Genomic DNA, 24,384 nt, shown 5'->3' with positions numbered 1-24,384 from the left:
AATTGGTTTGTTCATGGTAATATTTTACCATGAAAAAAGAGAAGTAATCGGCTGTTTCCAGCTATTACTTCTCTTTTTTTCATGAGCTGATTATTTCACAGCCCCTTTTTTTACTTATATATGCGCATTGTGGCAGGACATATCTCATTCACATCCGCGCCTGTCCGCTCTCATTCTTTCGTTTGTTTTCATACATCAAAGCATCCGCCCGTTTATAGAGCGTTTCATTGGATTCGCCCTCGCTTCGGATCGCTATGCCATAAGCAAAATCCAAGGGGAAATCGCCGAAAGCCGAATCGGATCTCTCCATCTCCTGCAGCCTGTCAATGACGGCCTGGATCCCTTTCGGATCATCATAGGAAATCAGGCAGAATTCATCACCACCGACACGGTAAAGCTTACCATAGGGCTTTAATTCTTTCTGAGCGGTCATGGCAAAAGCAAAGAGATACTGATCTCCTGTGCTATGTCCCATATTATCATTAAAGTTTTTCAGATGATTCAGATCAAAGGATACCAGAACCGGCGCTAACTTCTTTTTCTTTCGGAAGAAGGCCAGGGTAAAAGCATTGCGATTGGGAATGCCGGTCACCTGATCGGTCTTATCGAAGATACGGACAAAAGTAAGAAACAGCAAGAGATAGACAATGGAAACGCATTCCCAGACCGCTACGACATCGCCGTCGAAATAACAGCTGGCTGAGCCGAGTGCTGCAATCAAGGCAGTGAAAATGACCATGATGCGGTTTTCTACATCAATATCATGAGATAAGAGGATATCATGCGTAAGAATAAAGCAAAAGAGAAGGACAATCCCCGTGTAGATCCATTTTGCCGCAGGGGCGTTTTCCATATAAAGACCCTTGGTGGTTTTTGCATACGTAGGAATCCAGATATTTAAAAGATTTAGAATCAGAAGACCGGCGTCTGCTGCCAGGGCAAGAGTGTCTCCGAGATCCCACTGGTCTCTGTGATACATCAGAAGAAAAAAGAGGATCACAGGGATACATAGGAATTCCAGGCTTGATATGGTATTCAGTAAATGCCGGGAAGCCTTGGACAGATCGGAGATCTCATAGAAATATTCCCAGATATGATCCAGGACCAAAGTGACGAATATAGTGATCCCGATATTTCGAAATAGGTGTACTGCTTTTGTTTCTAAAGTGGGATTGGCATAGATCCGGATCCACACATATAGAACGATGGCGGCACTGATCAAATCAGCATATACGATGGGAAACAGTTTCATTTTGCTCCTTTATTTCGAGAAGGTTTGAACGTTGGAAATTATCAACAGTATAGCATAAATTCCTGTTCCTGACTTGTTTTAACAAGAATTTCGTTACCTTCGTTTGTTTCGCTTTTTTACGAAAAAACTCCTGCAGCAAGCACTGCAGGAGTTGATGTTTGTTGCCGGGAATACGACAATGGTCAGACAGCTTTCAGCTTACCATCCTCCATTCGATAGATTTTATCGACCAGATCCAGAACGCGTTCATCATGGGTCACCATAATTGCGGCCTTATTTCTCTTATGAACTTCCATCTGAATCATTTCGACTGCATGTCTGCCACGCTGAGAATCCAGGGAGGCCGTCGGCTCATCTGCAAGGATCAGCTTGGCATTGGTCGCGAAGGCTCTGGCAATGGCAACCCGCTGCCGTTCTCCACCGGAGAGTTTGGCCGGATACTGGTCAATGATATTTTCAATTTCAAGTTCCCGGAAGAGCTGCTCGACTTCCTGCCGCTTGGTCTTCAGAAGCACCGAGAGCTGTTCTCCGGCCTTGAGATAGGGCAGAAGCTGGTGATTTTGAAAGATAAATCCGATCTCTTCTTTCCGAATTTTAGTCCATTTTCTACCGGGAAGTGAAGTGACATTATTTCCGCAGAGATCCACTTCTCCCTGGTCCGGCGAAAGCATCATGCCGGCAATATTTAACAGGGTGCTCTTTCCGCATCTGGAAGGACCGACAATGGCAATAAATTCGCCCTCATTTTTTTTATTTGAAGTGAAAGTGGATGAACAGAACTAATGAAAAGGGCTCAATCCCAAAACCTGTTGATATGACACCATGTGGGATGGAGATATAGTACGAATATAAAAATGGATCTCGTATCATTGTGTATACCCAAACATACAAAAAACAGGAATTAGGACTGAGCCATTTTTTTTGCCCATTTCCAGCTTTTTCAGCTAATTTTCCCCGCCTCTGAACACAAAAATGCTGCCTTTGTGTCCGTATACGATTGCAGGAATAGTCCTGCCATAGTTACGAGGAGGACAGAGGCAGTATGGATAATGAAAAGAATAATGTTGTTGAGCTTGGATGCGGACACCTCCCGATTGATATGACACCGCCAGAGAGAACACTCGATGACTACCGCAATGATTATTGTTACCGTCTTGCAGTCAAACTTCTTGATGAACTCAGAGACAATGGAGATATTACCGACAAGGAATATACCAAATGCGAGCATCACATTCGTGCAAAATATAGCCCGATTCTTGCCGCTTTATTGCCGGATATTCGTTGATATCACTGCACTTCAGAGCCAATATGTCACGTACAGAAAGGAGGCCGAGACAGTGAAAACGATAACGATAATTGAACCGGTCAAAAGAATAGAAAAAGAAAAGCTCAGAGTCGCGGCTTACTGCCGGGTTTCGACGGACTCAGACAAGCAGGAAGAAAGTCTGGAAGCTCAGCGCTCACACTATGAGGACTACATCAAAAGCAATCCGGATTGGGAATTTTCCGGCTTGTACTTTGACGAGGGAATCAGTGGTACCAAGACGGAAAATCGGAAAGCGCTGAAGAAGATGCTGGGGGATGCCAGTGAGGGCAAGATTGATTTTATTCTTACCAAGAGCATCTCAAGGTTCAGCCGGAACAAGATCGATTGCCTGAATATGACGCGAGAACTACTCGGGTATGGCGTTGGGATTTACTTTGAAAAGGAAAACATCAACACACAGACCATGGGAAGCGAATTCTTGCTATCGGTGATGAGCAGTCTTGCTGAGAGCGAATCAAGAAGTATCTCCACCAATGAAAAATGGGGTATTCATGTCAGAATGCAGAATGGCAGCTACAAGCAGGGAACGCCGCCTTACGGTTACGATATGAAGGACGGAAAGATGATCATCAATCCGGAACAGGCTGAGGTCATCAGGATGATCTTTCGCTTATATCTTGATGGGATGGGCACGAATAAGATCGCTCAAAAACTGGATGCAATGAGTATAACGCCGCCGAAGAAAGGCAAACAGTGGCATCCCACGACAATCCGCGGGATTCTCAGAAACGAGCGATATATTGGCGATTGCCTTTACATGAAGCATTACGTTGATGAAGAGTACCATCAAAGGAAAAATACCGGAGAGCAGGCGCAGTATTACCTGAAGAATGATCATGACGCCATCATTTCCCGAGAAACATTTGAAAGAGCAAATGCCGTCATGGCTCAGAGAAGGACTGATCGGGGAATTCATAAAGAAGATCCCAAATATCAGAATCGTAACCTTTTCACAGGAAAGATTACCTGCGCGCATTGCGGTTCGCATTTGAAGCATGTCGTGATTAAAAGCGGGAACATCGGCAGCGCATGGGCGTGTCCGATGCATGTAAGGGATCTGAATAGTTGCTCCTTAAAGTCTATACCGGAAGCTAAGATCAGGGCGGCTTTTGTCACAATGATGAACAAGCTCATTTTTTCGAGACGACAGCTGATGGAACCTTATGTGAAAGAGCTTGAGAATTTTGATACTGACCGAACGAACAAAATAATAGCAGAGTTGTCAGCAAAGTATTCTTTTGTCTTGGAACAACAGGCAGCAATCACGCAGCTTGCTGCGGACGGTGTTCTAGATCCAGAAACATATCAGAATGAACTCAATCAGTTGAATAAGGAAAAGATGGATTTGAGTGCGAAGAAGACGACGCTTACCATGAGCCTTACAAACAACTACTTGTATACAGCAGAAGCTGGAAAGCTGGCTCGATTTCTAAAGAAAGCAAGTATCACGAAGAACATGGATGAAGAAGCCTTCCGAGAGTTCGTGGATGGGGTGATTGTCTATTCGAGAACACTTATTGGATTCAAACTGAAATGCGTATTACTTTTGAAGGAGGAGTTGTCATGAGATCTATACCATACGGATATCGGATCGAGAATGGAAAAGCAGTTCTGGAGCCAATTGAGTCGGATCGGGTGAAGTTGATATTCGATACATATCTTAAGACAGGAAGTCTTGTGGAGGTACGAAAAGCGTCGAGTCTGGATAAGACGCATTCGTCGTTCAGTCGCATCTTGGAAGATTCACGTTATCGGGGCACGGATTATTACCCGGAAATCATTGATGAAAAAGTCTTTGAGGCAGTTCAGAAGAAGCGAAAGGAAGTAAAAAGAAAACGATCCAAAAGACAGGCTATACCTGTGATTCCTGGGACAAGGTTTCAACTACGGACAATGGAAGAAAGTGAGCTTCCGGAGGATCCGTCAGAAAAAGCAGCATATATTTATGAAAAGATTGAGGTGAGAGAATAATGGCAGGGGCACCAGAGGTAACCATCATACCTCCACGGAAGAAAATCGGGAGCAGGGTGGTTAAGAATAATGAAAAGAAGATCAACGTTGCGGCATACTGCAGGGTATCAACGGATTCGGATGAGCAGGAAGAGAGCTACGAGGCTCAGGTGAAGCACTTTAAAGAGGAACTTGAGAAGAACCCGGCATGGAATTTGGTCGGCATTTATGCCGACGAAGGAATCAGTGCCACCAATACGAAGAAGCGTGAACAGTTCAATCAGATGGTTGATGATGCAATGGATGGGAAGATTGACATGATTCGCACCAAGTCCATCAGCCGCTTTGCCAGAAATACGGTCGATTGCCTTCAGACTGTACGAAAACTGAAGACAAAGAACATTGAGATTTATTTTGAGAAGGAAGGGATCAACACACTGGATGCAAACGGTGAGGTGCTCCTTACGATCCTTTCGTCCCTTGCTCAGCAGGAGAGCGAATCCCTGTCGCAGAACGTCAAGATTGGATTGCAGTATCGTTATCAGCAAGGCAAAGTAAATGTAAACTACAATCGCTTCCTTGGGTACACCAAAGGAGAGGATGGAAAACTGGTGATCGTACCAGAAGAGGCAGAGATCGTAAAACGCATCTATCGGGAATACCTCGAAGGCGGAAGCACTATCAGCATTGCCAAGGGACTCGAGCGAGATGGCATCAAGAATGGTGCGGGAAATACAAGGTGGCAGGGGACGAACATTCAGCAGATCCTGTCAAATGAGAAATACATCGGTGATGCCCTGTTGCAGAAGACGGTAACGATTGATACTTTGCAGAAGAAACGGGTGAAAAATGAGGATTACCTGCCGCAGTATTATGTGAAGAATGACCATCCTGCAATTATTCCAAGAGAACTCTATTTCGAAGTGCAGACTGAGATGGTAAGACGGGCACAGCTTCGTAGGGAAGGAAAGCTGAACGGGGTGTACTCAAGCCATATCGCAATGAGTGGAAAGGTGATCTGCGGGGAATGCGGAGAGCGTTTTCAAAGAACACAATGGGTTATCAGAGGACAGAAACAAATCGTGTGGCGATGCAGGGATCGTTTGAAAAAGGCAAAAAGTCCGAATGTAGATCCCGAACGGTGTATGAGGAAGATTTGCAGAAATCAGTTGTAAAGGCCGTGCAGGATCTGATCATCGATGGGGATCAGGAGTACATGGCTATCAGCAATGAAGTAATGAACTTGCTCGGAGAAAATCCAGCTACTGAATTAGAGGATATCAACCAAGAGATCGCTGACCTGCAGAAGGATATTCTCGCCGGAGTGAAAGCACATCGGGACATCACAGGACTTGCTGAAAGAGTGCAGCAGTTAAGAAGCAGAAAGACAGAGATTGAAGCTGGGCAGGCAGTGGAAGAGCGGGATAAGGAACGCATCAAGGCTCTCCGCGAATCCATCGAGAAGTCCAAGGATAAGGTGCTCGCTTATGATGAAAAACTGGTTCGAAACTTTATCAAGGAGATCAAGATCTTTCCCGATAAACTCACCATCACGGTAATAAGCGGTGCACATGAAGACATCACAATTTAATATTGACAGTATTTTGCCGTCTCGGACTATCGGGACGGCTTTTCTGTTTTTCACGAATTCCAAATATGATATACTAAGTAACGAAATTGTGCTAATGAGAAATGGATATAATTGCCACTGATTTCAAAGCCACTTGGAAGAAGACAAGATATGTATTCCAAGATATAAATCAGGATTAACTTATGCGAAAATGGAGGCGGAGTAGTTGGATCTATCAAAGGCAAAGCTGCCGAAAATATATAAAAGGAATGGACGGGATTGCTATCTCGATCCGATAAGAAAGCGGCTCATATACATTACCCCGGAAGAAACAGTTCGACAGAAGGTGATTTCATATCTTCTTGATGTTCTGGAAGTACCTGCGGGGATGGTGCAGGTTGAGGAGCATCTTTCCCATTATGGACTGAAATCCAGGGACAGAGCAGATATCGTAGTGCTTGGAAAAAACAAGGACAATGACGCTTTCCCTCTGACGGTCATTGAATGTAAAGCGGAGAAGGTTCCGCTGGATGAGAAGGCGATGAACCAGGTACTTGATTACAGTGACGCCTTGGGCAGTATCTATACCTTGCTGATCAATGGTGACCGTGAGTTCTGCTATAAATACGATGAGACTAAAAAGCAGTATGTTCAGATAGAGGAATTGCCGAAATATGCCGATATGCTGACTGGCGATTGTGTTCCTGTCGAGCAGGAGGCAGTGCCGGAGCGGATTCCATTTGATAAACTTGAAGAAGCACTGCGCAGTGCCTTCGCTGAAGATGAGGACGGTTATTATACGGGTATCAGCAAGTATACACCGATGGAACTGGCACTTCCGGTTTTTAACCTCTGGGAAGGGCTGCTTGATGTAAGGGTAAAAATGCCGACTGGGAAATATGGCATGTTTGAACTGCTGGAGGACTACGGTGTTAGGATGCTAACTTATGGCAATGCCGCAGGAGGGCAGTTCTATGGTCCTTATCGTTCATTCCTCGTCAGCATAGACGACAACACGGAGATTTTTTCAATCGGACTCACCACCTATATGAAGGCATCGTGGATCGATAACAATATACCCGGGAAACATCCGCTGACCTGTATCTGTGTGGCGCACGATAATGAAAAGACTTCCCACCATGCACTTCAGATGGTTGTAGATGAGGATGCTGTGGCAGCGGGCAAAACGGTCAAATTCTATCACAACGGCAGGATCGCAATAGGCAGTATTGGCAGCGGAAAAAAATCAGAACTGCGGGAAATGGTCAGCAGACGGTATCCGAAGATATTAACAGAGGACAAATACTATCTGGGCAGTATCACAGCCGACCATCTGCTCCGACTGGATGAGCCGGATGTTATCGACTTGGTGGTAAATCTTATCTCATATTCTATTGTGCGGGATGAGTTCAGAGAGATCGTGAAAGCCAGAAAGTAGATATGAGGTGTCTATGGATAAGAAATTTAATCCCGGTGACACGGCTTTCCTTGTGGAATCGAACCGCATCATCCGGAAAGTAAGGATATTGAAGTTCGGTGGCGGATTTTACACCATCCGCTTTGCCGATAGTGACGGTGGCATAAAGGTCAAGGAGCATCGACTCTTTTCTACCAAAGAGGAGGCGGAGGAGAGTTTGCCGAGGAAGAAAACAGCGCGGTCGAACTGGCCGTGAAATCGGAAGTTGGAGGTAATAGATTTCTATGATTATCAGATATGCAGAAGAGAAAAATTTTATAGAATTGCGACAGTTTTATGACGGTATGTGTAAAGTCTTGAGCGGAAAAGATTTTCTGCCGGAGGGAGATAAAGGTGGTTTCCCTCCAGATGAAATGATCAAAGATGCAATCAAAGAGAGAAATCAGTTTATCGGTATTGAAGATGGTCGAATTGTTGCAGCGTATATTATGAATCATGATCGTGATGAGGCGTATCACGCAGTTAAATGGCTTATTGATGCAAATGATAACGAGACAGTAGTTCTTCATGCCTTGCGTGTCCTTCCGGAATATGGAGGTCATGGATACTCGAAGCAGTTAGTTCAACACGCAATTGACACAGCAAGGGAAAGAAACCTTAAATCAATTCGTCTTGATTGCATAGAGGGAAATGATATTCCACAGAAAATGTATATGTCGTTTGGATTTAAGTATGTGGATAAGGTTGAAATCACATATGTTGATATTGGAGTACCGAGGAAGTTCCTCTTATATGAGTTTGTACTCTAATCAAGACATAATAACAGTTATATCTTGAACATTGTACAAACAAATTCCCGTTTACCGGGAAGTCGCCAAACGGGAATTTATCAGAGAATGAGGAATAGTTGAAATGGAGGCGCTATAATAACATGAAGATTGAAGGGAACCAGAAAGAACTGGATGCAATGGTAGAATTTCATAAGGGAAACCGTGTCGAGGGACTGAGACTGCAAGAAGAATTTGCAGCGGAATTTCGTAAGGAGTATAAAGACAAAGATCACTGTCCTTGCCTGAAAGCCTGTCGTTATCACGGAAACTGTAAGGAATGTGTAGCGATCCACAGAGCGCATCAGGAACATGTTCCTAATTGTATGCGACCATTGATTAATAAAAAATTGAAATTGATGTCAGAATTAACAGAGCATACCTTGGCAAATGAAATAGAAGCTCCACATGAGATTTTAAGAAAATAGGAAAGTCAAATTCCAGTTCAATGTGTTTTGCAATGTCGCTGATATCATTGAAGGTAATGGAGCAACATCATATTTTCGATCAATTTCCGAACAGCATGGTTCTACCTTGACCAATTCCCAGACAGCATGAAGCAGTATGATTATTTTTTCTACTGTCTCGGTGCACGTCGAGACCGTTGTCCTCTTGAGCAACAAAAATGCGAAGCCGAAGGACTGTGTTGAGATTAGCGTTGATGCTGAGGATTATTACAGGATCAAGAGTTCAGAGAAAGACATTTGACAGACTACTAAAGTTTGAAGAGTATGTGAAAAAACCTGTGGAATGAACCGTGATATGGGATTTCCACAGGTTTTCCTTTTGCTGAAATTGCATTGCTTTGATATAATAAACATGACATACAGATGTCGTGTTATATGCGTTAGTATATAAATGGAGCGTAAGAGAACATGAAGATAGACAGGCTGATAGGAATATTGTCAATCTTATTGCAGGAAGACAAGACAACAGCTCCGGAACTGGCAGAAAGGTTTGAAGTGTCTCGCAGAACGATTAACCGAGATATTGAGGACCTTTGCAAGGCCGGTATTCCTGTTCGTACAGTTCAGGGCACTGGCGGCGGGATCAGTATTATGGACGGATACCGGATGGACAGGACGATCCTGACATCAAGGGACATGCAGATGATCCTTGCAGGACTGAGAAGCCTGGACAGCGTGAGCGGGAGCAGTTATTACGGTCAGCTGATGGAAAAAATACAGGCGGGATCTTCTGAGTTCATCAGCGGACGGGATTCCATTTTGATCGATCTGTCATCGTGGTATCGGGATTCGCTGGCGCCGAAGATAGAAACGATACAGGATGCGATCGGAGACAGGCACATGGTCCGGTTTCGGTATTATGCTCCGTCCGGTGACAGCGAGCGGACGGTTGAACCTTATTATCTGGTATTTCGATGGTCAAGCTGGTACCTTTGGGGCTGGTGTATGGATCGTAAGGATTACAGATTGTTTAAGCTGAATCGCATGGATCGCGTTACAGAAACGGATAAAGAATTTGTCTGTCGAGATGCACCTATGCCGGATCTTTCAGCTGAAAAAATATTTCCGGGTGAGATTAAGGTTAAGGCGTTATTTTCACCGGATATGAAATGGCGCCTGATCGAAGACTTCGGACCTGATTGCTTTACAGAAGCGGATGATGGAAGACTGCTCTTTACAGCGGACTACACGGATATGGAAAACCTTGTGACCTGGCTCATGACTTTCGGAGCGAAGGCTGAAGTGCTGGAGCCGGCAGAAGCGCGGGATATTATCCGCAGGAATGCAGAGGAGACATTACAGCTTTATGAGGAGGATTATCATTTATGGCATTTGATTTCAAAAAAGAATACCAAGAATTCTATATGCCGAAAGGAACACCTTCAATAGTAACTGTGCCGGAAATGAATTTTATCGCGGTACGCGGCAGCGGGGATCCCAATGATGAGGAAGGCGAGTACAAACAGGCGATAGGTCTTCTGTACGGTATTGCTTTTACGATCAAGATGAGTAAGAAAGGCAGCTATCAGATCGATGGATATTTTGATTATGTGGTGCCGCCTTTGGAAGGATTCTGGTGGCAGGATGGAGTGATCGGTGTCGATTATACCCATAAGGATTCTTTCCGGTGGATCTCCGTCATCCGTCTGCCGGATTTTGTGACGAAAGATGATTTTGACTGGGCTGTCAAAGAAGCTGCGGCAAAAAAGAAACAGGATTTTTCGAAAGTTGAGTTTTTTACCTATGATGAAGGGCTGTGTGTTCAGTGTATGCATATCGGGGCTTATGATGATGAGCCTGCCACGGTAGCGGCGATGCACAGATTTATGGAAGAGCAGGGATATGCTCTTGATATTACGGACGAACGCATGCACCATGAGATTTATCTGAGCGATGCGCGGAAAGCAGCACCGGAGAAGCTGAGGACCGTGATCCGTCATCCGATAAAAGTGAAGGAGAATTGATCCGATGGAGTACATCAGAGTTACAAAGGAAAATCTGGAAAAGGAGCATATCTGCTGTGCCATTTCCAATAATAAGGATGTTCAGGTGTCATCGAAGAAGGCGTGGCTGGCCGACAGGTTTGAAGAGGGGCTTGTCTTTCTGAAGAGTGTGGAGCGGGGAAAGTGCTTTATAGAATATATCCCGGCTGAGAACGCGTGGGTTCCAATCCAGGCTGACGGCTATATGTATATCGATTGCCTGTGGGTGTCCGGTTCCTTCAAAGGTCATGGCTATTCTGCAGAATTGCTGAACGCCTGTATTGAGGACAGTAAAGAAAAGGGGAAGAAAGGGCTGTGTATATTAGCAGCAGCTAAGAAGAAGCCGTTCCTTGCCGACCCTAAGTTTCTGAAATATAAGGGCTTTACCGTATGCGACGAGGCGGACAATGGCATTCAGTTGTGGTACTTGCCATTTGTGACGGATGCAGACAAGCCTCATTTCAGGGAATGTGCAAAGCATCCGCGCATAGAAGAAAAAGGTTATGTACTGTATTACACCAGCCAGTGTCCGTTCAATGCGAAGTATGTTCCAGTGCTGGAGCAGACTGCCAGAGAAAATGATATACCATTCCATGCGATCCATATCGAAAGCAGAGAGAAAGCACAGAATACTCCGACTCCGATTACAAACTATGCGTTGTTTCATGACGGAGAATATATTACGAATGAGCAGATGAACGATAAAAAGTTTCTGAAACTTGTGAATGCTTGATCAGGAGCAATACCGCCATGGAGTTTTTGTTGCTCACGTGGAACAACGTCGAGACCGTGGCTCTGCTAACAAGAACAAATTGAAAGAGGGCCGAAAAAGCCCGTGTTTAAGCCATTTCTGCGGCATCCGTCTTTCTGAGAAGAGAGGCGGGTGCCGCGTTTTCTGTCCGGGACTTCGTTGAAAAGATCGAAGTCTTCCCGGACAGAATGCACTTTACCATGAAGGCGGGGATGGTAACAGAAGTGGCGATGTGATTATCTCTCTATCCCGGCATTAATAAATCTGCCAAGGATCTTCTGGTACCGGTACCATCGTTCATTTTTCTCCCAGCTAAGGCTCCTGTTTACAGCGAAAGATCCGTTAAGGATGAACTTAAAAAGCATCTCGGCTTCATCTGTGGCGAGGCCGGTATGCGCCATAAGATCCGGGACAACTTTGTCATGCTCATGAGCGGCAATCCTCTGGATGATATGGTCGCTGACAGATACGTCCATAAACAAGTGATGATATTTATCAGAATCAGCGATCCGCTGGCAGGCGGGCAGGACGGTTTCGTTCTCACGGAGCACATCTGACCTGCCGCTGCGGATAATATCGAGTACATCAACAACCGTTCCGGAGCCGCTCTCTGAAAAGAGGAGGGCGTCATCGATGACACTGTCCAGTACTTCATCCAGGCTGTCAAAATGCAGGTAAAAGGTAGCACGGGCAATCTCAGCCTGCCTGCAGACCATAGTGACATTGATCTTGTCATAGGCGGTTTCTTTATTCAGTTCCAGAAGCGCGTCTTTGATGACCATCTGTGTGTATAACGTTCTTCGGTCAGTCTTTTTCTGATTTGGTGACTTCATTTTATTCACCGTCTTTCTCTGATATCTGCAATCGAATATTCCAGATCATGAGAAACTCCTGTACAGTTTTGCAATTCTGTACGGGAGTTATTCTTTTGAGAGAATGTGTTCTTCTCATTTTTCCAAATTTAAGTATATTAGTTTATAGACAAGGTGTCAATAAACTGTCGCTAACCTTGTATCGCAGAATCAAAAATGAGAGAGGAATGAAAATCATGACCTTTTATGAGCAGATTGTAAATGAAGTACAGATGAGCAATTATTCCAGATATTACAACGTATATGCATCCGGCAGGACTGTGGTTCCGCTGACAAAGAAAGAGCCGCTCCCTTATGAAGAGCAGATTCAGTATTTTGTTCAGAAAGTGAAGGACGCGGACTGCGTGATCATCGGAGGAGCATCCGGCCTTTCCGCGGCAGGCGGCGGGGATTTCTATTATGAAGACAACGCCTCCTACCGGAAATATTTCGGAAAGTATGCGGAGAAATACGGATTCAAAGGAGCTTTTGCCGGTGCGTTTGCCCACTGGGATTCCCGTGAGGAGTTCTGGGGATATATGGCAACATTCCTGCATACCACCCAGCATGCGGAGGTTCGGAAGCCGTACCTGGATTTGGATGCGGTCCTCGCGGATAAAGAATTCTTTGTACTGACCACAAATCAGGACACCCAGTTCGTAAAGCTGTATTCGGAGTCGAAAGTCGCCCAGATTCAGGGCGACCATCGCTTCTTCCAGTGCTCCAGGTGCTGCACGGATGAGGTATGGGATGCCGTGAAACCGGTGCAGGAGATGATCGATGCCATGGGTGAGGGCACGGAGGTGCCGAAGGAACTGATCCCGCGCTGCCCGCACTGCGGCGCTGAGACGTTTCCGTGGGTCCGGGGTTATGGAAATTTCCTGACCGGTAAGAAATACGAAGAGGAATATCAGAAGATTTCAGATTACATTCTCGCGCATAAGGACGAGAAGATTCTTTTCCTGGAACTCGGCGTCGGAAGACTCACACCGATGTTCATCCAGGAGCCGTTCTGGGAACTGGTGAACAGTTTGCCACAGACGACGTATATTTCTGTGAACAAGGATTATGCGTTCCTGCCGGAGGCAATTGAAGACAGGGGACTGGCTATCCAGGCCGATATTGGGAAAGTGCTGGAGGATGTAAGAAGTGAAATGGAGAAGAAAGTCACAGCTGTATGATCGTAGAGGGTGAAAAATGATGGAATATAAAGTGAACGATTATAAAGAGGCAAAAGACTGGCTGAAAAACACGGATGCCATTCTGATTACGGCGAGCAACGGGCTTTCCATCGCGGAGGGGTATCATATTTTTGCGGATAATGGGTCGTTCAGAAGGTACTTTGGGAAGTTCCGTCAGAAGTACGGCGCAGACTGCCTGATCCGCGGTGTGTTCACGCCGATGACGGCGGCCGATCATGAGGAATATATGCAGACGGTTCATCAGTATTTAATTGACGACTACCATGGCAGTGAGGTAATGAAAAACCTGCTTTCAATTGTCAGGAATAAACCATATTTTATCGTGACCAGTAACGGCGACGCGCATTTTCAGATGAATGGTTTTGACCGGGACAGAATCTTCGAAGTGGAAGGTAACTTCGAAGGCCTTACGGAGGGGGCTGAGGAGTGGAACGGCCAGCGGCAGAGATTTTATGCATTCCTTCAGGAGTATTCCGGGCAGAATGCTCTGCTCTTTGAGCTTGGCATTGGGAGCCGGAATCAGCTGATCAAAGCCCCGACGATGGGAACGGCAGCGGAATATCCTTCCTGGAAGTTCATTACGATGAATATGCCGGGAGAAATCAACGTTCCGGATGCGCTGGCAGACAGGACAGTAGCCCTGACAGGTGATATCGGAGAAAACTTAAGGAATCTTTTGAATGAATGAGAGCCTGAACATGAGGTTACAGACTATGAAATCAAATGGACGATCCGGAAAAATCAGGGAGAATCTTTCGGGGCAATTGGCATTTTCTTCTTTTGTCCCGGCGGACCTGCAGGATATTCGGATATAATATACAGATGAAATGGTAAGGATTTCAAAGCCACTTGGAAGAAGACAAGATACGTATACCAAGATATAAATCAGAATTGACCTATGTGAAAAGGGAGGTGGAGGAGAGTCTGCCGAGGAAGAAAACAGCGCGGTCGAACTGGCCGTGAAATCGGAATTTACCTATTAAGACATATAAATTGTTGACAAGAAAGCTCCTATATAGTATGTTTCTGATAAACTACTATATAGGAGCATTTGTATGGACATGAATGGAGGATTTCTTGTCACCAAAATAAAACAACTTGGAGACCGGATTTTCGAGAAGATTCTCAGTAAAAAGAATATTGATGCGTTTAATGGAGCCCAGGGACGTATTCTTTATGTGCTGTGGCAGGAGGATGGTATCTCAATCAGGTCACTTTCGACTAAATGCGGATTAGCGATAACATCTCTTACTACGATGCTGGAAAGAATGGAAAATCAAGGGCTGATAAGCCGTGTTCAGTCTGAAACGGACAAAAGGAAAACACTTCTGTTTCTGACTGAGAAAGCACATGCCTTAAAGGGCGAGTACGATTCTGTATCGGATGAGATGGGCAGTATTTACTACAAAGGTTTTTCAGAGGAAGAAATTACCCGCTTTGAGGAATTCCTCGACCGCATCAGAAAGAATCTTGAGGAGTGGCAGAAGTCATGAGTATTTGTATCAAAGATCAGATTCAGAACATGAATATCGTCATTGGCTGCAAAGTGGGATGTACATATTGCTATGCCCGCAACAATGTGAAACGCTGGCATATGATTGATGACTTCTCTGATCCTGAGTTCTTTCCAGGCAAGCTCAGGATGATGGAAAAGAAACGTCCGCAGAACTTTCTTCTCACCGGCATGAGCGATCTCTCTGGATGGAAGCCGGAATGGAGAGACGAGGTGTTTGCAAAGATCCGTGAAAATCCACAACATCAGTTCCTGTTCCTTACCAAGAGACCTGATTTGCTGGATTTTGATACCGATCTGGAAAACGCATGGTTTGGCGTTACGGTGACGAGGAAAGCAGAACTGTGGCGTATCGACGCCATTCGGAAAAATGTCAGAGCAAAACATTACCATGTTACCTTTGAGCCGTTATTCGACGATCCCGGCACAGTTGACCTTTCCAGAATCAATTGGATCGTTGTGGGCACCATGACCGGAGCTCAGAGCAGGAAGATTCATACGGAGCCGGAATGGGCATGGTCTCTGGTGGACCAGGCACATAAGCTCGGCATTCCGGTGTTTATGAAGGAAGACCTTGTCCCTATCATAGGGGATGAAAATATGATTCAGGAGATGCCGGAAGAATTTAATAAAGTGTTAGAGGTACAGAAATCATGGAAGAAGTAATAAATGGGATCCTCATTCGTGAGGTGGAAACAAAAAACATCATGACTAGGTCCAGTCTGCCGGTAGGCGGTTACTCGGTCAATCCCTATGTGGGCTGTACACATGCCTGCAAGTATTGCTATGCTTCTTTTATGAAGCGCTTTACCGGGCACAAGGAGGAATGGGGCACTTTCCTTGATGTGAAGCATTGGCCGGAAATTAAAAATCCGAAGAAATATGCCGGACAGCGGGTAGTCATCGGTTCTGTGACAGATGGCTACAATCCACAGGAGGAGCAATTCGGGAATACCAGAAAACTTCTGAAGCAGCTGATCGGCAGTGACGCAGATATTCTGATCTGCACAAAGTCGGATCTTGTGGTACGGGATATTGATCTGCTGAAGAAGCTTGGACGTGTAACCGTTTCATGGTCGATCAACACACTAGATGAAAATTTCAAGAACGATATGGACTCTGCTTCGAGCATTGAGCGCCGTATCTCTGCTATGAAGCAGGTATATGAAGCAGGTATCCGTACAGTCTGTTTCGTATCCCCGGTATTCCCCGGTATCACGGATTTTGAAGCAATCTTTGAGCGGGTAAAGGATCAGTGTGATCTGTTCTGGCTCGAAAATCTCAATCTTCGAGGCGGTTTCAAAAAGACAATTATGGATTATATCGCCGGAAAATATCCTGATCTGGTACCACTTTACGACGAGATCTATAACAAGCATAACCGCAGCTGCTTTGAAGCACTTGAAGTAAAAGCTGAGAAAATGGCTAAGAAGTATGATTGTGCCTTTGTGGATAATGAAATGCCTTATGGCAGAGTCCCGCAGGGGCATCCGGTGATCGTAGATTATTTCTATCATGAGGAAATCCGTGGGACAGAGAATACCGGAAAAAGAAATCGCTAACTTCCATTTCAATGTGTTTTGCAATGTTGCTGATATAATTGAAGGTAATGGTCATATTTCTGATAAATTCCCGAACAGCATGTCCCTGCTTTGAGCAATTCCCAGACAGCATAGACCAGTGTGATTATGTTTTCCACTGTCTCGGGGCACGTCGAGACAGTGGCTCTGCTAACAAGAACAAATTGAAAGAGGGCTGGAAAAGCCCGTGTTTAAGCCATTTCTGCGGCATCCGTCTTTCTGAGAAGAGAGGCCGGTGCCGCGTTTTCTTTTAGAAAAAATGTAAAAGTTGGTCTGGCGTGGCTGTGGGAGGGCTTTTCTGTTTTTCACGAATTCCAAACATGATATACTAAGTAGTGAAATTGTGCTAATGAGAAATGGATATCATTGCTACTGATTTCTAAGCCGCTTGGAAAAAGGCAAGTAGGTATTCCAAGATATAAATCGGGATTTGGCGATTGGATAAATTTAGTTTTCGTTGTAAAAACCTTTATTTTAGGGCGTTGCTACGGAAAGTAGCAGAAAAATAGTGAAATGACAGCTAATGTTTCTTGTTTGGTAAAGGTTAATTTACTAATCTGTGAAGGAAGTAAAACAAACCGAAAACGGAGGTGAAAAAATGACTTTAGAAGAACAAATTAAACATTACAGAAAACAGGCTGGACTTTCACAGGAGAAGATGGCTGAGAAAATCGGTGTATCAAGACAAGCCATTACAAAGTGGGAAAATGGAACAGGAACACCGGATATTGCAAATCTGATGGCAATAGCAGATCTTTTCCAGATATCAGTAGATGAATTACTTTTGAATGAGAAATCAGAGAAAAAGCAGTCTGATTACATCTATGAAAGTCGTACTGAATACGATATTGATGGTAAGAAGAATTTTGATATCAAGCTTGGTGGAGCATATGCTGTAGATTTAAGGGCATATCATGGAGAGAAAATTGAAGTCGCAATGTTTTCAAATGTCTATAAGAATCTTCTGGCAGATTATAAAGTAAAGATTGATGATATAAAAAACCGAATCGATATTGATCTTAACAGATTTAATGAAGCCAGTGAAGCAGATGCAAAGGAGAGTTTGGTCATTACTATTTTTATTCCAATAAAATATATTGGAAAAATCGAATTATCAGTTAATGCAGGGACACTGAATATTACTGATATAGAAAATGAACATATTGAGGTAAATGGCAAAATTAGCGAAGTTACCCTTCAGGGAAATAAAAGTGAAATTGAGATAGATTCAAATCTTGATATGCAGATCAGTGTTTTATCACATGAGGGTGCGCTTGAGATTAATCAATTGTCAGCAACATCAAGACTTACACTTCCTGCAGATTATAGATTTAGAAGCACAAAAAAGGGAATAGCAACTCATATTTATTATGAGAGACAGGGCAAAAAGGTTGATGACTTTTCAGATGCCGAAGCAGACAATTACATTGAGTTCAATGGTATAAAGAGTGAGCTTGTGATTGTAGAGGCTGAGGTGTAGTCATGGAAAAGTATATATATCGACCGGTCAGATTCTATTTGATTACATTTGCTTGCACTTGGTTCTGGTGGCTATTTGCAATTTTACTTAATGAAGGGACGAGGCTTTATCTTGGAATGTTTCTTGGCTTGGTTTCACCTGCCGTGGTTGCCGTAGTAACTGTATTTACGTCTAAGAATAAAGCACTCATTAATGACTTTAAAAGGAAAGCGTGACAAGAATGAATGTAAAATTGGAAAAGTGGACACAAGAGTTTAAGCCTGAGCTTATAAAGATTTGTAATGAAGTGGATCGCTCCTATCTGTCAAATCGATTACCCTATCCTTATACCGAGGAATCAGCGGACTGGTGGTTAGGGATGATATCTGAGCACGATGGAAAGGACGGTATTTTTCGAGCAATTGTGGCTGATGGTAAAATTGTCGGAAACATCTCAGTCGAGTAGAAACCAGATGTCTACTGCAAGGACGGAGAGATCGGGTATCTGCTCTTGACAGATTGCTGGTCAAAGGGAATCATGACAGAAGCTGTTCGTCAGATTTGTGCCGCAGCCTTTTTGGAATTAGATATCATCCGCATCACAGGGCTCGTATATGCTCCGAATGTGGCATCACAGAGAGTGCTGGAGAAAAACAGCTTTATACGGGAAGGCATACAGAAGAGTGCTGTTTATAAAAATGGGCAAATTTATGATTTATTTCTATATGCGAAGTTAAAGTAAAATGAGCTTTTATGGACTCAACCAGCGATAGAGTGGGCAAAAATCAACTGCCGGTTCGTGTGAATTAACATGATTTTCGGCTATGCTAGAGTCATGAAAGGAGGTGCCCGATATGGATCAAATCAAAATTGGAAAATTCATAGCATCCTGCAGGAAGGAACAGGGCATGACTCAGGCAGTCCTTGCCGAGAAGCTCGGAATCAGTGACCGGGCGATATCAAAATGGGAGACCGGAAAGGCTATGCCGGATTCCGGGATTATGCTGGAGCTGTGTGAACTTCTGAAAATTAACGTCAACGAACTCCTGTCGGGCGAAAGAATTATGGCAGAAGCATATGACAAACGGGCGGAAGAAAACCTGCTGGCAATGAGGCGAGAGCTTGAAGAAAAGAACAGGCAGATGCTTCAGACGGAATACTGGATTGCAATTCCGGCCGTCATTGCCGGACTGATCATGGTGTTTGTGGCTTCATTTTTAGAGATGCCAGTCTGGCTGCGAATTGCACTTATCGTGTTTGCTCTTATAATGATATTTACGGTAGCTTTTATCGCTGTGGGCATTGAGCAAAAGTCAGGATACTATGAATGTCAGAATTGCCACCACAGATATGTACCTACATACTGGCAGACAAATCTTGCTATGCATATGGGGCGGACGAGATACATGAAATGCCCTAAATGCGGAAAACGAAGCTGGCAGAAAAAAGTTCTTACAAAAGAAGAGTAAGACAGACCAAGGCTCCTCAATACCGGCAAATACGTCGGCGGCGGGGAGCCCTGTTCTATGCTTCGATATCGATTGTGAGACCAGACTTGAATTCCACTGTGAAGTGGTCGGCAATAACATTTAATAGGAGAGATAGAAGCGTGATAGATTATGAACGATTTATGAGACAACAACTAAAAAAGCTTAATCCTGTTCAACAAGTGGCGTATTCTTTGATTAAAGGAGATGCCAGATTTATATCTACGTTGATAGACATATCTAAGGAGCCATCGAAGGCAGATAATAACTATATGATGATGAGTCAGCCATATATCGGATTGTTTGCGAATGGCGCAGAACAGTGGGGGCGAAAGGTTGGATTACGTTTTGTACCAAACTTTAGCACAGAAGAGAACACATATTATTCACTGCTTAGGCAAGGACATAAATTATTAGATAAAACGTATAAAGAGTACAGACTTCAGCTTATGGATACTTTGAAGCAATCTGATGATTACTTCTATTCTATAAGGACTCCTTTGTCTATAGCGACGAACATGTACTATAATGTTGGAACCGATATATGTCATGGTGAATATTGTGGAAACACAATATTGTGCGGTATTTATATGCCATTCAAAGGGGTTGATAATAGTATGGGTCCCAAAATAAGAGATATGAGTGTTGTTGCAGGAAAGTTGGCCAGTTATTTTTGCTTAGGGAAACCATATGCATATGAATATGATCACCTTTGCGAATTATCATTTTCTGACTATCATTTTTTCAATAATTGTCCGTTGAAATTAAATAATGAAGTTGGGCTCGTTTTATTTTCTATTTTGTGTAGCATAAACTATTGTATAGTATTTGTGGAAAAATATATCACGGAGGAAATTCCGCAAAAATTTAAGTTCTGTTATTTGATGTACTATTACCTTTGTGATTTTATTTTAGATTTAAACAAGGAAACCGGCTTGAATCTGTTTTTGAATTCTGATTTAAAGAACAGAGAATTGCGCAATTGTTTGGCTCACTATGGGTTGGGTCAATATATTAAGAATTCTGATATAGTTCAATCTGATGTATTAAAAGGACTTACTATTAAAGCCTTTAAGAAAGATTATTTTGAGGCGAAGGAAGAATTATATAAGTTAATGAATGAACTTGCAGATCAAATAAAGAGGATTATCTTTTAGCTGTGATTGAATTAGTTCAACTGTGTTCAACTGTTGTTGATTGGTTTTCAATTGCTTTCAATCGGCTGACTGGTTGAGCGTCAAAAAGGCTGGAAGTTAAGATTTAGTGCTTGATATTTTGACAGCCTTCGTTATAATAAAAGTAGGAAATACCCTACTTTCGTGAAAGGAGGCGAACATTATGGAAGCAATATTAGATAAGAGCACTTTTACGGATGATGCTAAGGTAATGTCGAAAGGACAGGTGACAATACCCAAAGATGTCAGAGAGGTTCTGGGCGTTGGTAATGGGGATCGTGTGACATTTGTGGTTGATCATGGAAAGGTCACTGTTGTGAACTCAGCTGTTTTTGCAATGAAATACTTGCAGGATCAGCTTAAAGGTGAAGCAGAAAAGCTGGGGCTTGAATCGGAACAGGACGTTAACGATCTGATGAAGTCTATTAGAGATGAGGATTGAGAATGAAGGTATTTATTGACAGCAACGTCCTGTTCTCAGCAGCACTTTTTCCCGGAAGCACACCTGCAAGTGCTCTTTACAAGGCACTAACAGAACCCAATGATGCGATTGTATGCGAGATTAATATTGATGAACTGAAGAAAGTATTTAAGAGAAAAATGCCGGAAAAGATATCCGTGCTAAATACATTTCTGTCTATGTTAATGACAGCAGTCACAATCGTAAAGGTTCCAGAATCAGAAATAGCAGACGAACAGAAAATCCGGGATGAAAAGGATCGGCCAATCTTCAGGGCGGCAGTTGCATCAGGCGCCGATGTGATTTTGACTGGAGATAAAGACTTTCTTGAGTCAGGAATTACATATCCCCGAATTGTTTCTCCGGGAGAGTTTCTGAAATAAGGTAAAAATCGTGTTGAGCATCGGTGATGAGCCGGTGCTTTTTTCATGCCAATTTTCAGGAGGTGATGAGCTATGGCAGATCGTATCAAGGGCATAACCATTGAGCTAGACGGCGATACCACTAAGCTCTCCAATGCCCTGAAGGGTGTGAATAAGGAGATCCGGGACACCATTTGGCTCTGTTTCCGGACAGCAGCTACAGGTCGCCGGTGACAAGATAAAAGAGGTTGGCGGCAAGATCAGCGATGTTGGCGAAGTGAACACGAGATTCGGACTGACGGGGACGCATTGGAAGATCTCTCTACGAAGTTTGTGGAGTTTGCCACCTTAAACAGCACGGATGTCAGCACTTCCGTAGATAATTTATCTTCCGTTCTTAATGCCTTCGGGCAGTCATCGGATGATGCCGGGAACCTCCTCGATGCTTTGAATCAGGTCGGGCAGGCAACCGGTGTGTCGATGGATACGCTCTCACAGGATCTTGCGAAATTTGCAAAAGGCAGTGGTGAAGGCAGTACAGGGTCTGATCATCGATGGGAATCAGGAGTACATGGCTATCAGCAATGAAGTGATGAATCTGCTCGGAGAAAATCCGGCTACTGAATTAGAGGATATCAAGCAAGAAATCGCTGACCTGTAGAAGGATATTCTTGCCGGAGTGAAAGCTCATTGGGATGTCACAGAGCTTGCTGAAAAGGTGCAGGAGCTAAGAAGAAGAAAGACAGAGATCGAAGCTGGGCGGACAGCAGAGAAACGGAACAAAGAACGAATCAATAACCTCCGCGAATCCATCGAGAAGTCAAAGGATAAGGTGTTCGCTTATGATGAAAAACTGGTTCAAAACTTTATCAAGGAGATTAAGATCTTTCCCGATAAGCTTACCATCACGGTGATAAGCGGTGCACATGAAGACATCACAATTTAATATTTACGGGTTTATGGTTGTTCCAGAAATGGAGCAGCCTATTTTGATGACGTTATTCACTTAGAGTGTTACAATAAGCAAAACAGTTTCTTGAATAAATGTGTCGAAGTATCGTGCCTTCAATCATCAAACTTTTATTGAACGGGCGATACTATGAATTAGCTGCGACCAGTTATTTATCATGAATAAAGAAGATTGCGGAATTTGCATTATTAAATCTATGTGAGGGATATAGATATGGTGCCTGATGAACTTAAAAGAATAATAGAAAAGCTCAAAACTCAAGGAAAAATGAATTTCAATGAGGCTGCATCAGAAAAACAAATTGATGATTTTGAAAAAAAGAACAACGTGAAACTTCCGGAGCAATATTGTGAGTGGCTTCAGTATTCTGACGGAGGAGAACTATTTCTTCCTGCTGGAGTACAGTTTTACGGTGTGGCACATAAGCCAATAATCGATGTAGATGAAAACGACAGGCCAGATGAAAAATATATTGTTATTGGTGCTTTGGCTTCAGGTGATCCGGTTTTATGTGAAAAATCGGGCACGAAAATATCGATATATGATCATGAAACGGAAAGTATCGATGACGAGCTGATTTATGATGATTTATATGCCTTCTTGAATGACCTTTATGACTTGCTTGGTATAGGAGAGTAAGCCTATGTCAAAAACGAGTATAAAGGAAAGAAATAAAGCAATAAGGCTTGCTTGGGAAAGAAAGCAGAAATTAGTCGCTGAGGGCAAAGGAACACGGGACTGGTCGCAGGATCAACAAAAGGACATCCTTGATCCGGTTAAAGGAAAAGCCTACGACGAAAATGGACGAGCATTTGAAGGTCAGCATATGAAGAGCGCTGCTGAATATCCTGAATATCAAGGTGATCCCGATAATATACAGTTTCTTACAAGAGAAGAACATTTGGAAGCTCATAAAGGTAGTTGGAAAAATTCGACCAATTGGTACTATCATCCGGAAACTAAAGAGTTCGTGGATTTCGGAGAGAATAAACCTATTCCTTGCGAAGCTAATTATCTTAGTGAGCCGGTGTGCAGTCCTGTTATTAACAGTCATTATAAAAACGACAATTTAAAAGAACCATCCAAAGCGGAGGCAGAGTCTAGAGAGCGCGTGAAGCCTTTGCGGCAGGAGGATGCAGCGCATCACTTAGAAACCAAATCACAAAGCAAAACTATGGTACCTACACCGGAGGTACACGAAAGCTTTGTAGATAAGGTTCTCCGTGCAGTGGATGCTGCTAAAGAATTTAGTGAAAGGCATCCTATTTTAATTGAAATAGTAAAAGTAGTGGCAGACGTCGTGTTGGTTAATGGTGTAGCGGCTGTAGCAAGCAAATTCTCAGGTGGAGGCGGATCTTCTGAAGGCAACAAATCTGATTCTTCATCTTCAGATTTGGTTGATGATTACAGTGGGCAAGCAGATGATAATGATGATGGTGATGATTGCAGTGATTTATCTGGGTCAAGGGATTATCCTGATGAACGCTCATCACCAAGGGAACATGATGTGTCGGGATATGATCGTCAACAGAATGGAAAGACAGTTCATGTAAATCCATATAAGCGTGGTGGAAGACATAATGATGATTAGAGTTGAGACAATGGCATTTTCGATTTACTTCCTTGGCTTTTGAGTTGTTTCTGATAACGCTCAAGAGTGAAAATTGGTGTATTTTTGAAACAACACGCTTTGATAGATTACAGTTTTATATATGTACATCAGAGACAGCAAAGCAGACTGATAAAGCGCGATTCGAATTTAGATACAACTAGGCTAGTATT

General features: G+C 43.5%; 29 protein-coding genes and 2 pseudogenes. 28 read left to right on the top strand and 3 right to left on the bottom strand.

Features of this window, described 5'->3' with window-relative positions; genetic code table 11:
* Positions 1-148: 148 nt before the first annotated feature.
* Positions 149-1,252 carry a GGDEF domain-containing protein gene (locus tag ACTQ1O_RS11555; protein ID WP_441487380.1) on the bottom strand — a complete coding sequence of 368 codons (1,104 nt, stop codon included), beginning with the start codon at positions 1,250-1,252 and terminating at the stop codon, positions 149-151.
* 182 nt (positions 1,253-1,434) lie between these two features.
* A pseudogene (locus ACTQ1O_RS11550) lies at positions 1,435-1,986 on the bottom strand (ABC transporter ATP-binding protein); the annotation flags it as partial.
* 308 nt (positions 1,987-2,294) lie between these two features.
* Between ACTQ1O_RS11550 and ACTQ1O_RS11545 the strand changes: the two are divergent.
* The 12 genes from ACTQ1O_RS11545 (at position 2,295) to ACTQ1O_RS11490 (ending at position 11,525) form a co-directional block, all read left to right on the top strand.
* Positions 2,295-2,537 carry an SHOCT domain-containing protein gene (locus ACTQ1O_RS11545; protein WP_441487379.1) on the top strand — a complete coding sequence of 81 codons (243 nt, stop codon included), beginning with the start codon at positions 2,295-2,297 and terminating at the stop codon, positions 2,535-2,537.
* Positions 2,538-2,589: 52 nt separating this feature from the next.
* Entirely contained in the window at positions 2,590-4,146 is a 1,557-nt protein-coding gene (locus ACTQ1O_RS11540) for a recombinase family protein (protein WP_441487378.1), read from the top strand.
* Positions 4,143-4,550 (top strand): recombinase family protein, encoded by a 408-nt coding sequence (locus tag ACTQ1O_RS11535; protein WP_441487377.1) that lies wholly within the window; start codon positions 4,143-4,145, stop codon positions 4,548-4,550. The genes ACTQ1O_RS11540 and ACTQ1O_RS11535 overlap by 4 nt, the downstream gene beginning before the upstream one ends.
* Positions 4,550-5,704, top strand: coding sequence for a recombinase family protein (locus tag ACTQ1O_RS11530; protein ID WP_441487376.1), 1,155 nt, complete (start codon positions 4,550-4,552; stop codon positions 5,702-5,704). Before ACTQ1O_RS11535 ends, ACTQ1O_RS11530 begins: the two co-directional genes overlap by 1 nt.
* Positions 5,686-6,120: a hypothetical protein gene (locus ACTQ1O_RS11525; protein ID WP_441487375.1), complete on the top strand. Its 435-nt coding sequence runs from the start codon at positions 5,686-5,688 to the stop codon at positions 6,118-6,120. The genes ACTQ1O_RS11530 and ACTQ1O_RS11525 overlap by 19 nt, the downstream gene beginning before the upstream one ends.
* Positions 6,121-6,325: 205 nt before the next feature.
* Complete coding sequence (locus tag ACTQ1O_RS11520) at positions 6,326-7,537, top strand: type I restriction enzyme HsdR N-terminal domain-containing protein (RefSeq protein ID WP_441487374.1); 1,212 nt, start codon at positions 6,326-6,328, stop codon at positions 7,535-7,537.
* Between the two features lie 13 nt (positions 7,538-7,550).
* Positions 7,551-7,772 carry a hypothetical protein gene (locus ACTQ1O_RS11515; protein WP_441487373.1) on the top strand — a complete coding sequence of 74 codons (222 nt, stop codon included), beginning with the start codon at positions 7,551-7,553 and terminating at the stop codon, positions 7,770-7,772.
* Positions 7,773-7,800: 28 nt separating this feature from the next.
* A complete protein-coding gene (locus ACTQ1O_RS11510; RefSeq protein ID WP_090162423.1) occupies positions 7,801-8,325 on the top strand; it encodes a GNAT family N-acetyltransferase in 525 nt (174 codons plus the stop codon).
* A gap of 122 nt (positions 8,326-8,447) precedes the next feature.
* Entirely contained in the window at positions 8,448-8,771 is a 324-nt protein-coding gene (locus ACTQ1O_RS11505) for a hypothetical protein (RefSeq protein ID WP_004613237.1), read from the top strand.
* A 447-nt stretch (positions 8,772-9,218) separates the two neighbouring features.
* Positions 9,219-10,199, top strand: coding sequence for a helix-turn-helix transcriptional regulator (locus tag ACTQ1O_RS11500; protein WP_441487372.1), 981 nt, complete (start codon positions 9,219-9,221; stop codon positions 10,197-10,199).
* Positions 10,136-10,774 carry a GyrI-like domain-containing protein gene (locus tag ACTQ1O_RS11495; protein ID WP_105303942.1) on the top strand — a complete coding sequence of 213 codons (639 nt, stop codon included), beginning with the start codon at positions 10,136-10,138 and terminating at the stop codon, positions 10,772-10,774. The genes ACTQ1O_RS11500 and ACTQ1O_RS11495 overlap by 64 nt, the downstream gene beginning before the upstream one ends.
* Positions 10,775-10,778: 4 nt before the next feature.
* A complete protein-coding gene (locus ACTQ1O_RS11490) occupies positions 10,779-11,525 on the top strand; it encodes a GNAT family N-acetyltransferase (protein ID WP_441487371.1) in 747 nt (248 codons plus the stop codon).
* Positions 11,526-11,779: 254 nt separating this feature from the next.
* On the opposite strand, the gene ACTQ1O_RS11485 is transcribed toward ACTQ1O_RS11490, so the two are convergent.
* Positions 11,780-12,376: a TetR/AcrR family transcriptional regulator gene (locus ACTQ1O_RS11485; protein ID WP_441487370.1), complete on the bottom strand. Its 597-nt coding sequence runs from the start codon at positions 12,374-12,376 to the stop codon at positions 11,780-11,782.
* Positions 12,377-12,591: 215 nt separating this feature from the next.
* Between ACTQ1O_RS11485 and ACTQ1O_RS11480 the strand changes: the two genes are divergently transcribed.
* The 16 genes and pseudogenes from ACTQ1O_RS11480 (at position 12,592) to ACTQ1O_RS11405 (ending at position 24,193) form a co-directional block, all read left to right on the top strand.
* Positions 12,592-13,575, top strand: coding sequence for an NAD-dependent protein deacetylase (locus tag ACTQ1O_RS11480; protein WP_441487369.1), 984 nt, complete (start codon positions 12,592-12,594; stop codon positions 13,573-13,575).
* Between the two features lie 16 nt (positions 13,576-13,591).
* Positions 13,592-14,284, top strand: coding sequence for a hypothetical protein (locus ACTQ1O_RS11475; RefSeq protein WP_441487368.1), 693 nt, complete (start codon positions 13,592-13,594; stop codon positions 14,282-14,284).
* 367 nt (positions 14,285-14,651) lie between these two features.
* Entirely contained in the window at positions 14,652-15,089 is a 438-nt protein-coding gene (locus tag ACTQ1O_RS11470; RefSeq protein ID WP_441487367.1) for a radical SAM mobile pair system MarR family transcriptional regulator, read from the top strand.
* Positions 15,086-15,775: a radical SAM mobile pair protein A gene (locus tag ACTQ1O_RS11465; protein ID WP_441487366.1), complete on the top strand. Its 690-nt coding sequence runs from the start codon at positions 15,086-15,088 to the stop codon at positions 15,773-15,775. Before ACTQ1O_RS11470 ends, ACTQ1O_RS11465 begins: the two co-directional genes overlap by 4 nt.
* On the top strand, positions 15,763-16,671 hold the full coding sequence (locus ACTQ1O_RS11460) for a radical SAM mobile pair protein B (RefSeq protein WP_441487365.1): 909 nt from the start codon (positions 15,763-15,765) through the stop codon (positions 16,669-16,671). The genes ACTQ1O_RS11465 and ACTQ1O_RS11460 overlap by 13 nt, the downstream gene beginning before the upstream one ends.
* A gap of 616 nt (positions 16,672-17,287) precedes the next feature.
* Positions 17,288-18,169 carry a helix-turn-helix domain-containing protein gene (locus ACTQ1O_RS11455; protein WP_441487364.1) on the top strand — a complete coding sequence of 294 codons (882 nt, stop codon included), beginning with the start codon at positions 17,288-17,290 and terminating at the stop codon, positions 18,167-18,169.
* 475 nt (positions 18,170-18,644) lie between these two features.
* Positions 18,645-18,890, top strand: coding sequence for a GNAT family N-acetyltransferase (locus ACTQ1O_RS11450; RefSeq protein WP_441487388.1), 246 nt, complete (start codon positions 18,645-18,647; stop codon positions 18,888-18,890).
* Positions 18,891-19,002: 112 nt separating this feature from the next.
* A complete protein-coding gene (locus ACTQ1O_RS11445; RefSeq protein WP_441487363.1) occupies positions 19,003-19,617 on the top strand; it encodes a helix-turn-helix domain-containing protein in 615 nt (204 codons plus the stop codon).
* A gap of 140 nt (positions 19,618-19,757) precedes the next feature.
* On the top strand, positions 19,758-20,792 hold the full coding sequence (locus ACTQ1O_RS11440; protein ID WP_441487362.1) for a hypothetical protein: 1,035 nt from the start codon (positions 19,758-19,760) through the stop codon (positions 20,790-20,792).
* Positions 20,793-20,973: 181 nt separating this feature from the next.
* Positions 20,974-21,252 carry an AbrB/MazE/SpoVT family DNA-binding domain-containing protein gene (locus ACTQ1O_RS11435; RefSeq protein WP_441487361.1) on the top strand — a complete coding sequence of 93 codons (279 nt, stop codon included), beginning with the start codon at positions 20,974-20,976 and terminating at the stop codon, positions 21,250-21,252.
* 2 nt (positions 21,253-21,254) lie between these two features.
* Entirely contained in the window at positions 21,255-21,653 is a 399-nt protein-coding gene (locus ACTQ1O_RS11430) for a putative toxin-antitoxin system toxin component, PIN family (protein WP_441487360.1), read from the top strand.
* Between the two features lie 72 nt (positions 21,654-21,725).
* Positions 21,726-21,824: pseudogene (locus ACTQ1O_RS11425) on the top strand (phage tail tape measure protein); the annotation flags it as partial.
* A 117-nt stretch (positions 21,825-21,941) separates the two neighbouring features.
* Entirely contained in the window at positions 21,942-22,220 is a 279-nt protein-coding gene (locus ACTQ1O_RS11420; protein WP_441487359.1) for a hypothetical protein, read from the top strand.
* Between the two features lie 91 nt (positions 22,221-22,311).
* On the top strand, positions 22,312-22,578 hold the full coding sequence (locus ACTQ1O_RS11415; protein WP_441487358.1) for a hypothetical protein: 267 nt from the start codon (positions 22,312-22,314) through the stop codon (positions 22,576-22,578).
* 237 nt (positions 22,579-22,815) lie between these two features.
* Positions 22,816-23,241, top strand: coding sequence for an SMI1/KNR4 family protein (locus ACTQ1O_RS11410; protein ID WP_441487357.1), 426 nt, complete (start codon positions 22,816-22,818; stop codon positions 23,239-23,241).
* A 4-nt stretch (positions 23,242-23,245) separates the two neighbouring features.
* On the top strand, positions 23,246-24,193 hold the full coding sequence (locus ACTQ1O_RS11405) for a teneurin-3 (protein ID WP_441487356.1): 948 nt from the start codon (positions 23,246-23,248) through the stop codon (positions 24,191-24,193).
* Positions 24,194-24,384: the final 191 nt, after the last annotated feature.

The sequence above is a fragment of the Bilifractor sp. LCP21S3_A7 genome, from assembly GCF_052118825.1.
GTDB lineage: Bacteria > Bacillota > Clostridia > Lachnospirales > Lachnospiraceae > Bilifractor.
Note: the sequence above shows the minus strand (reverse complement) of the source record. Positions and strands in the feature narration are given on the sequence as shown.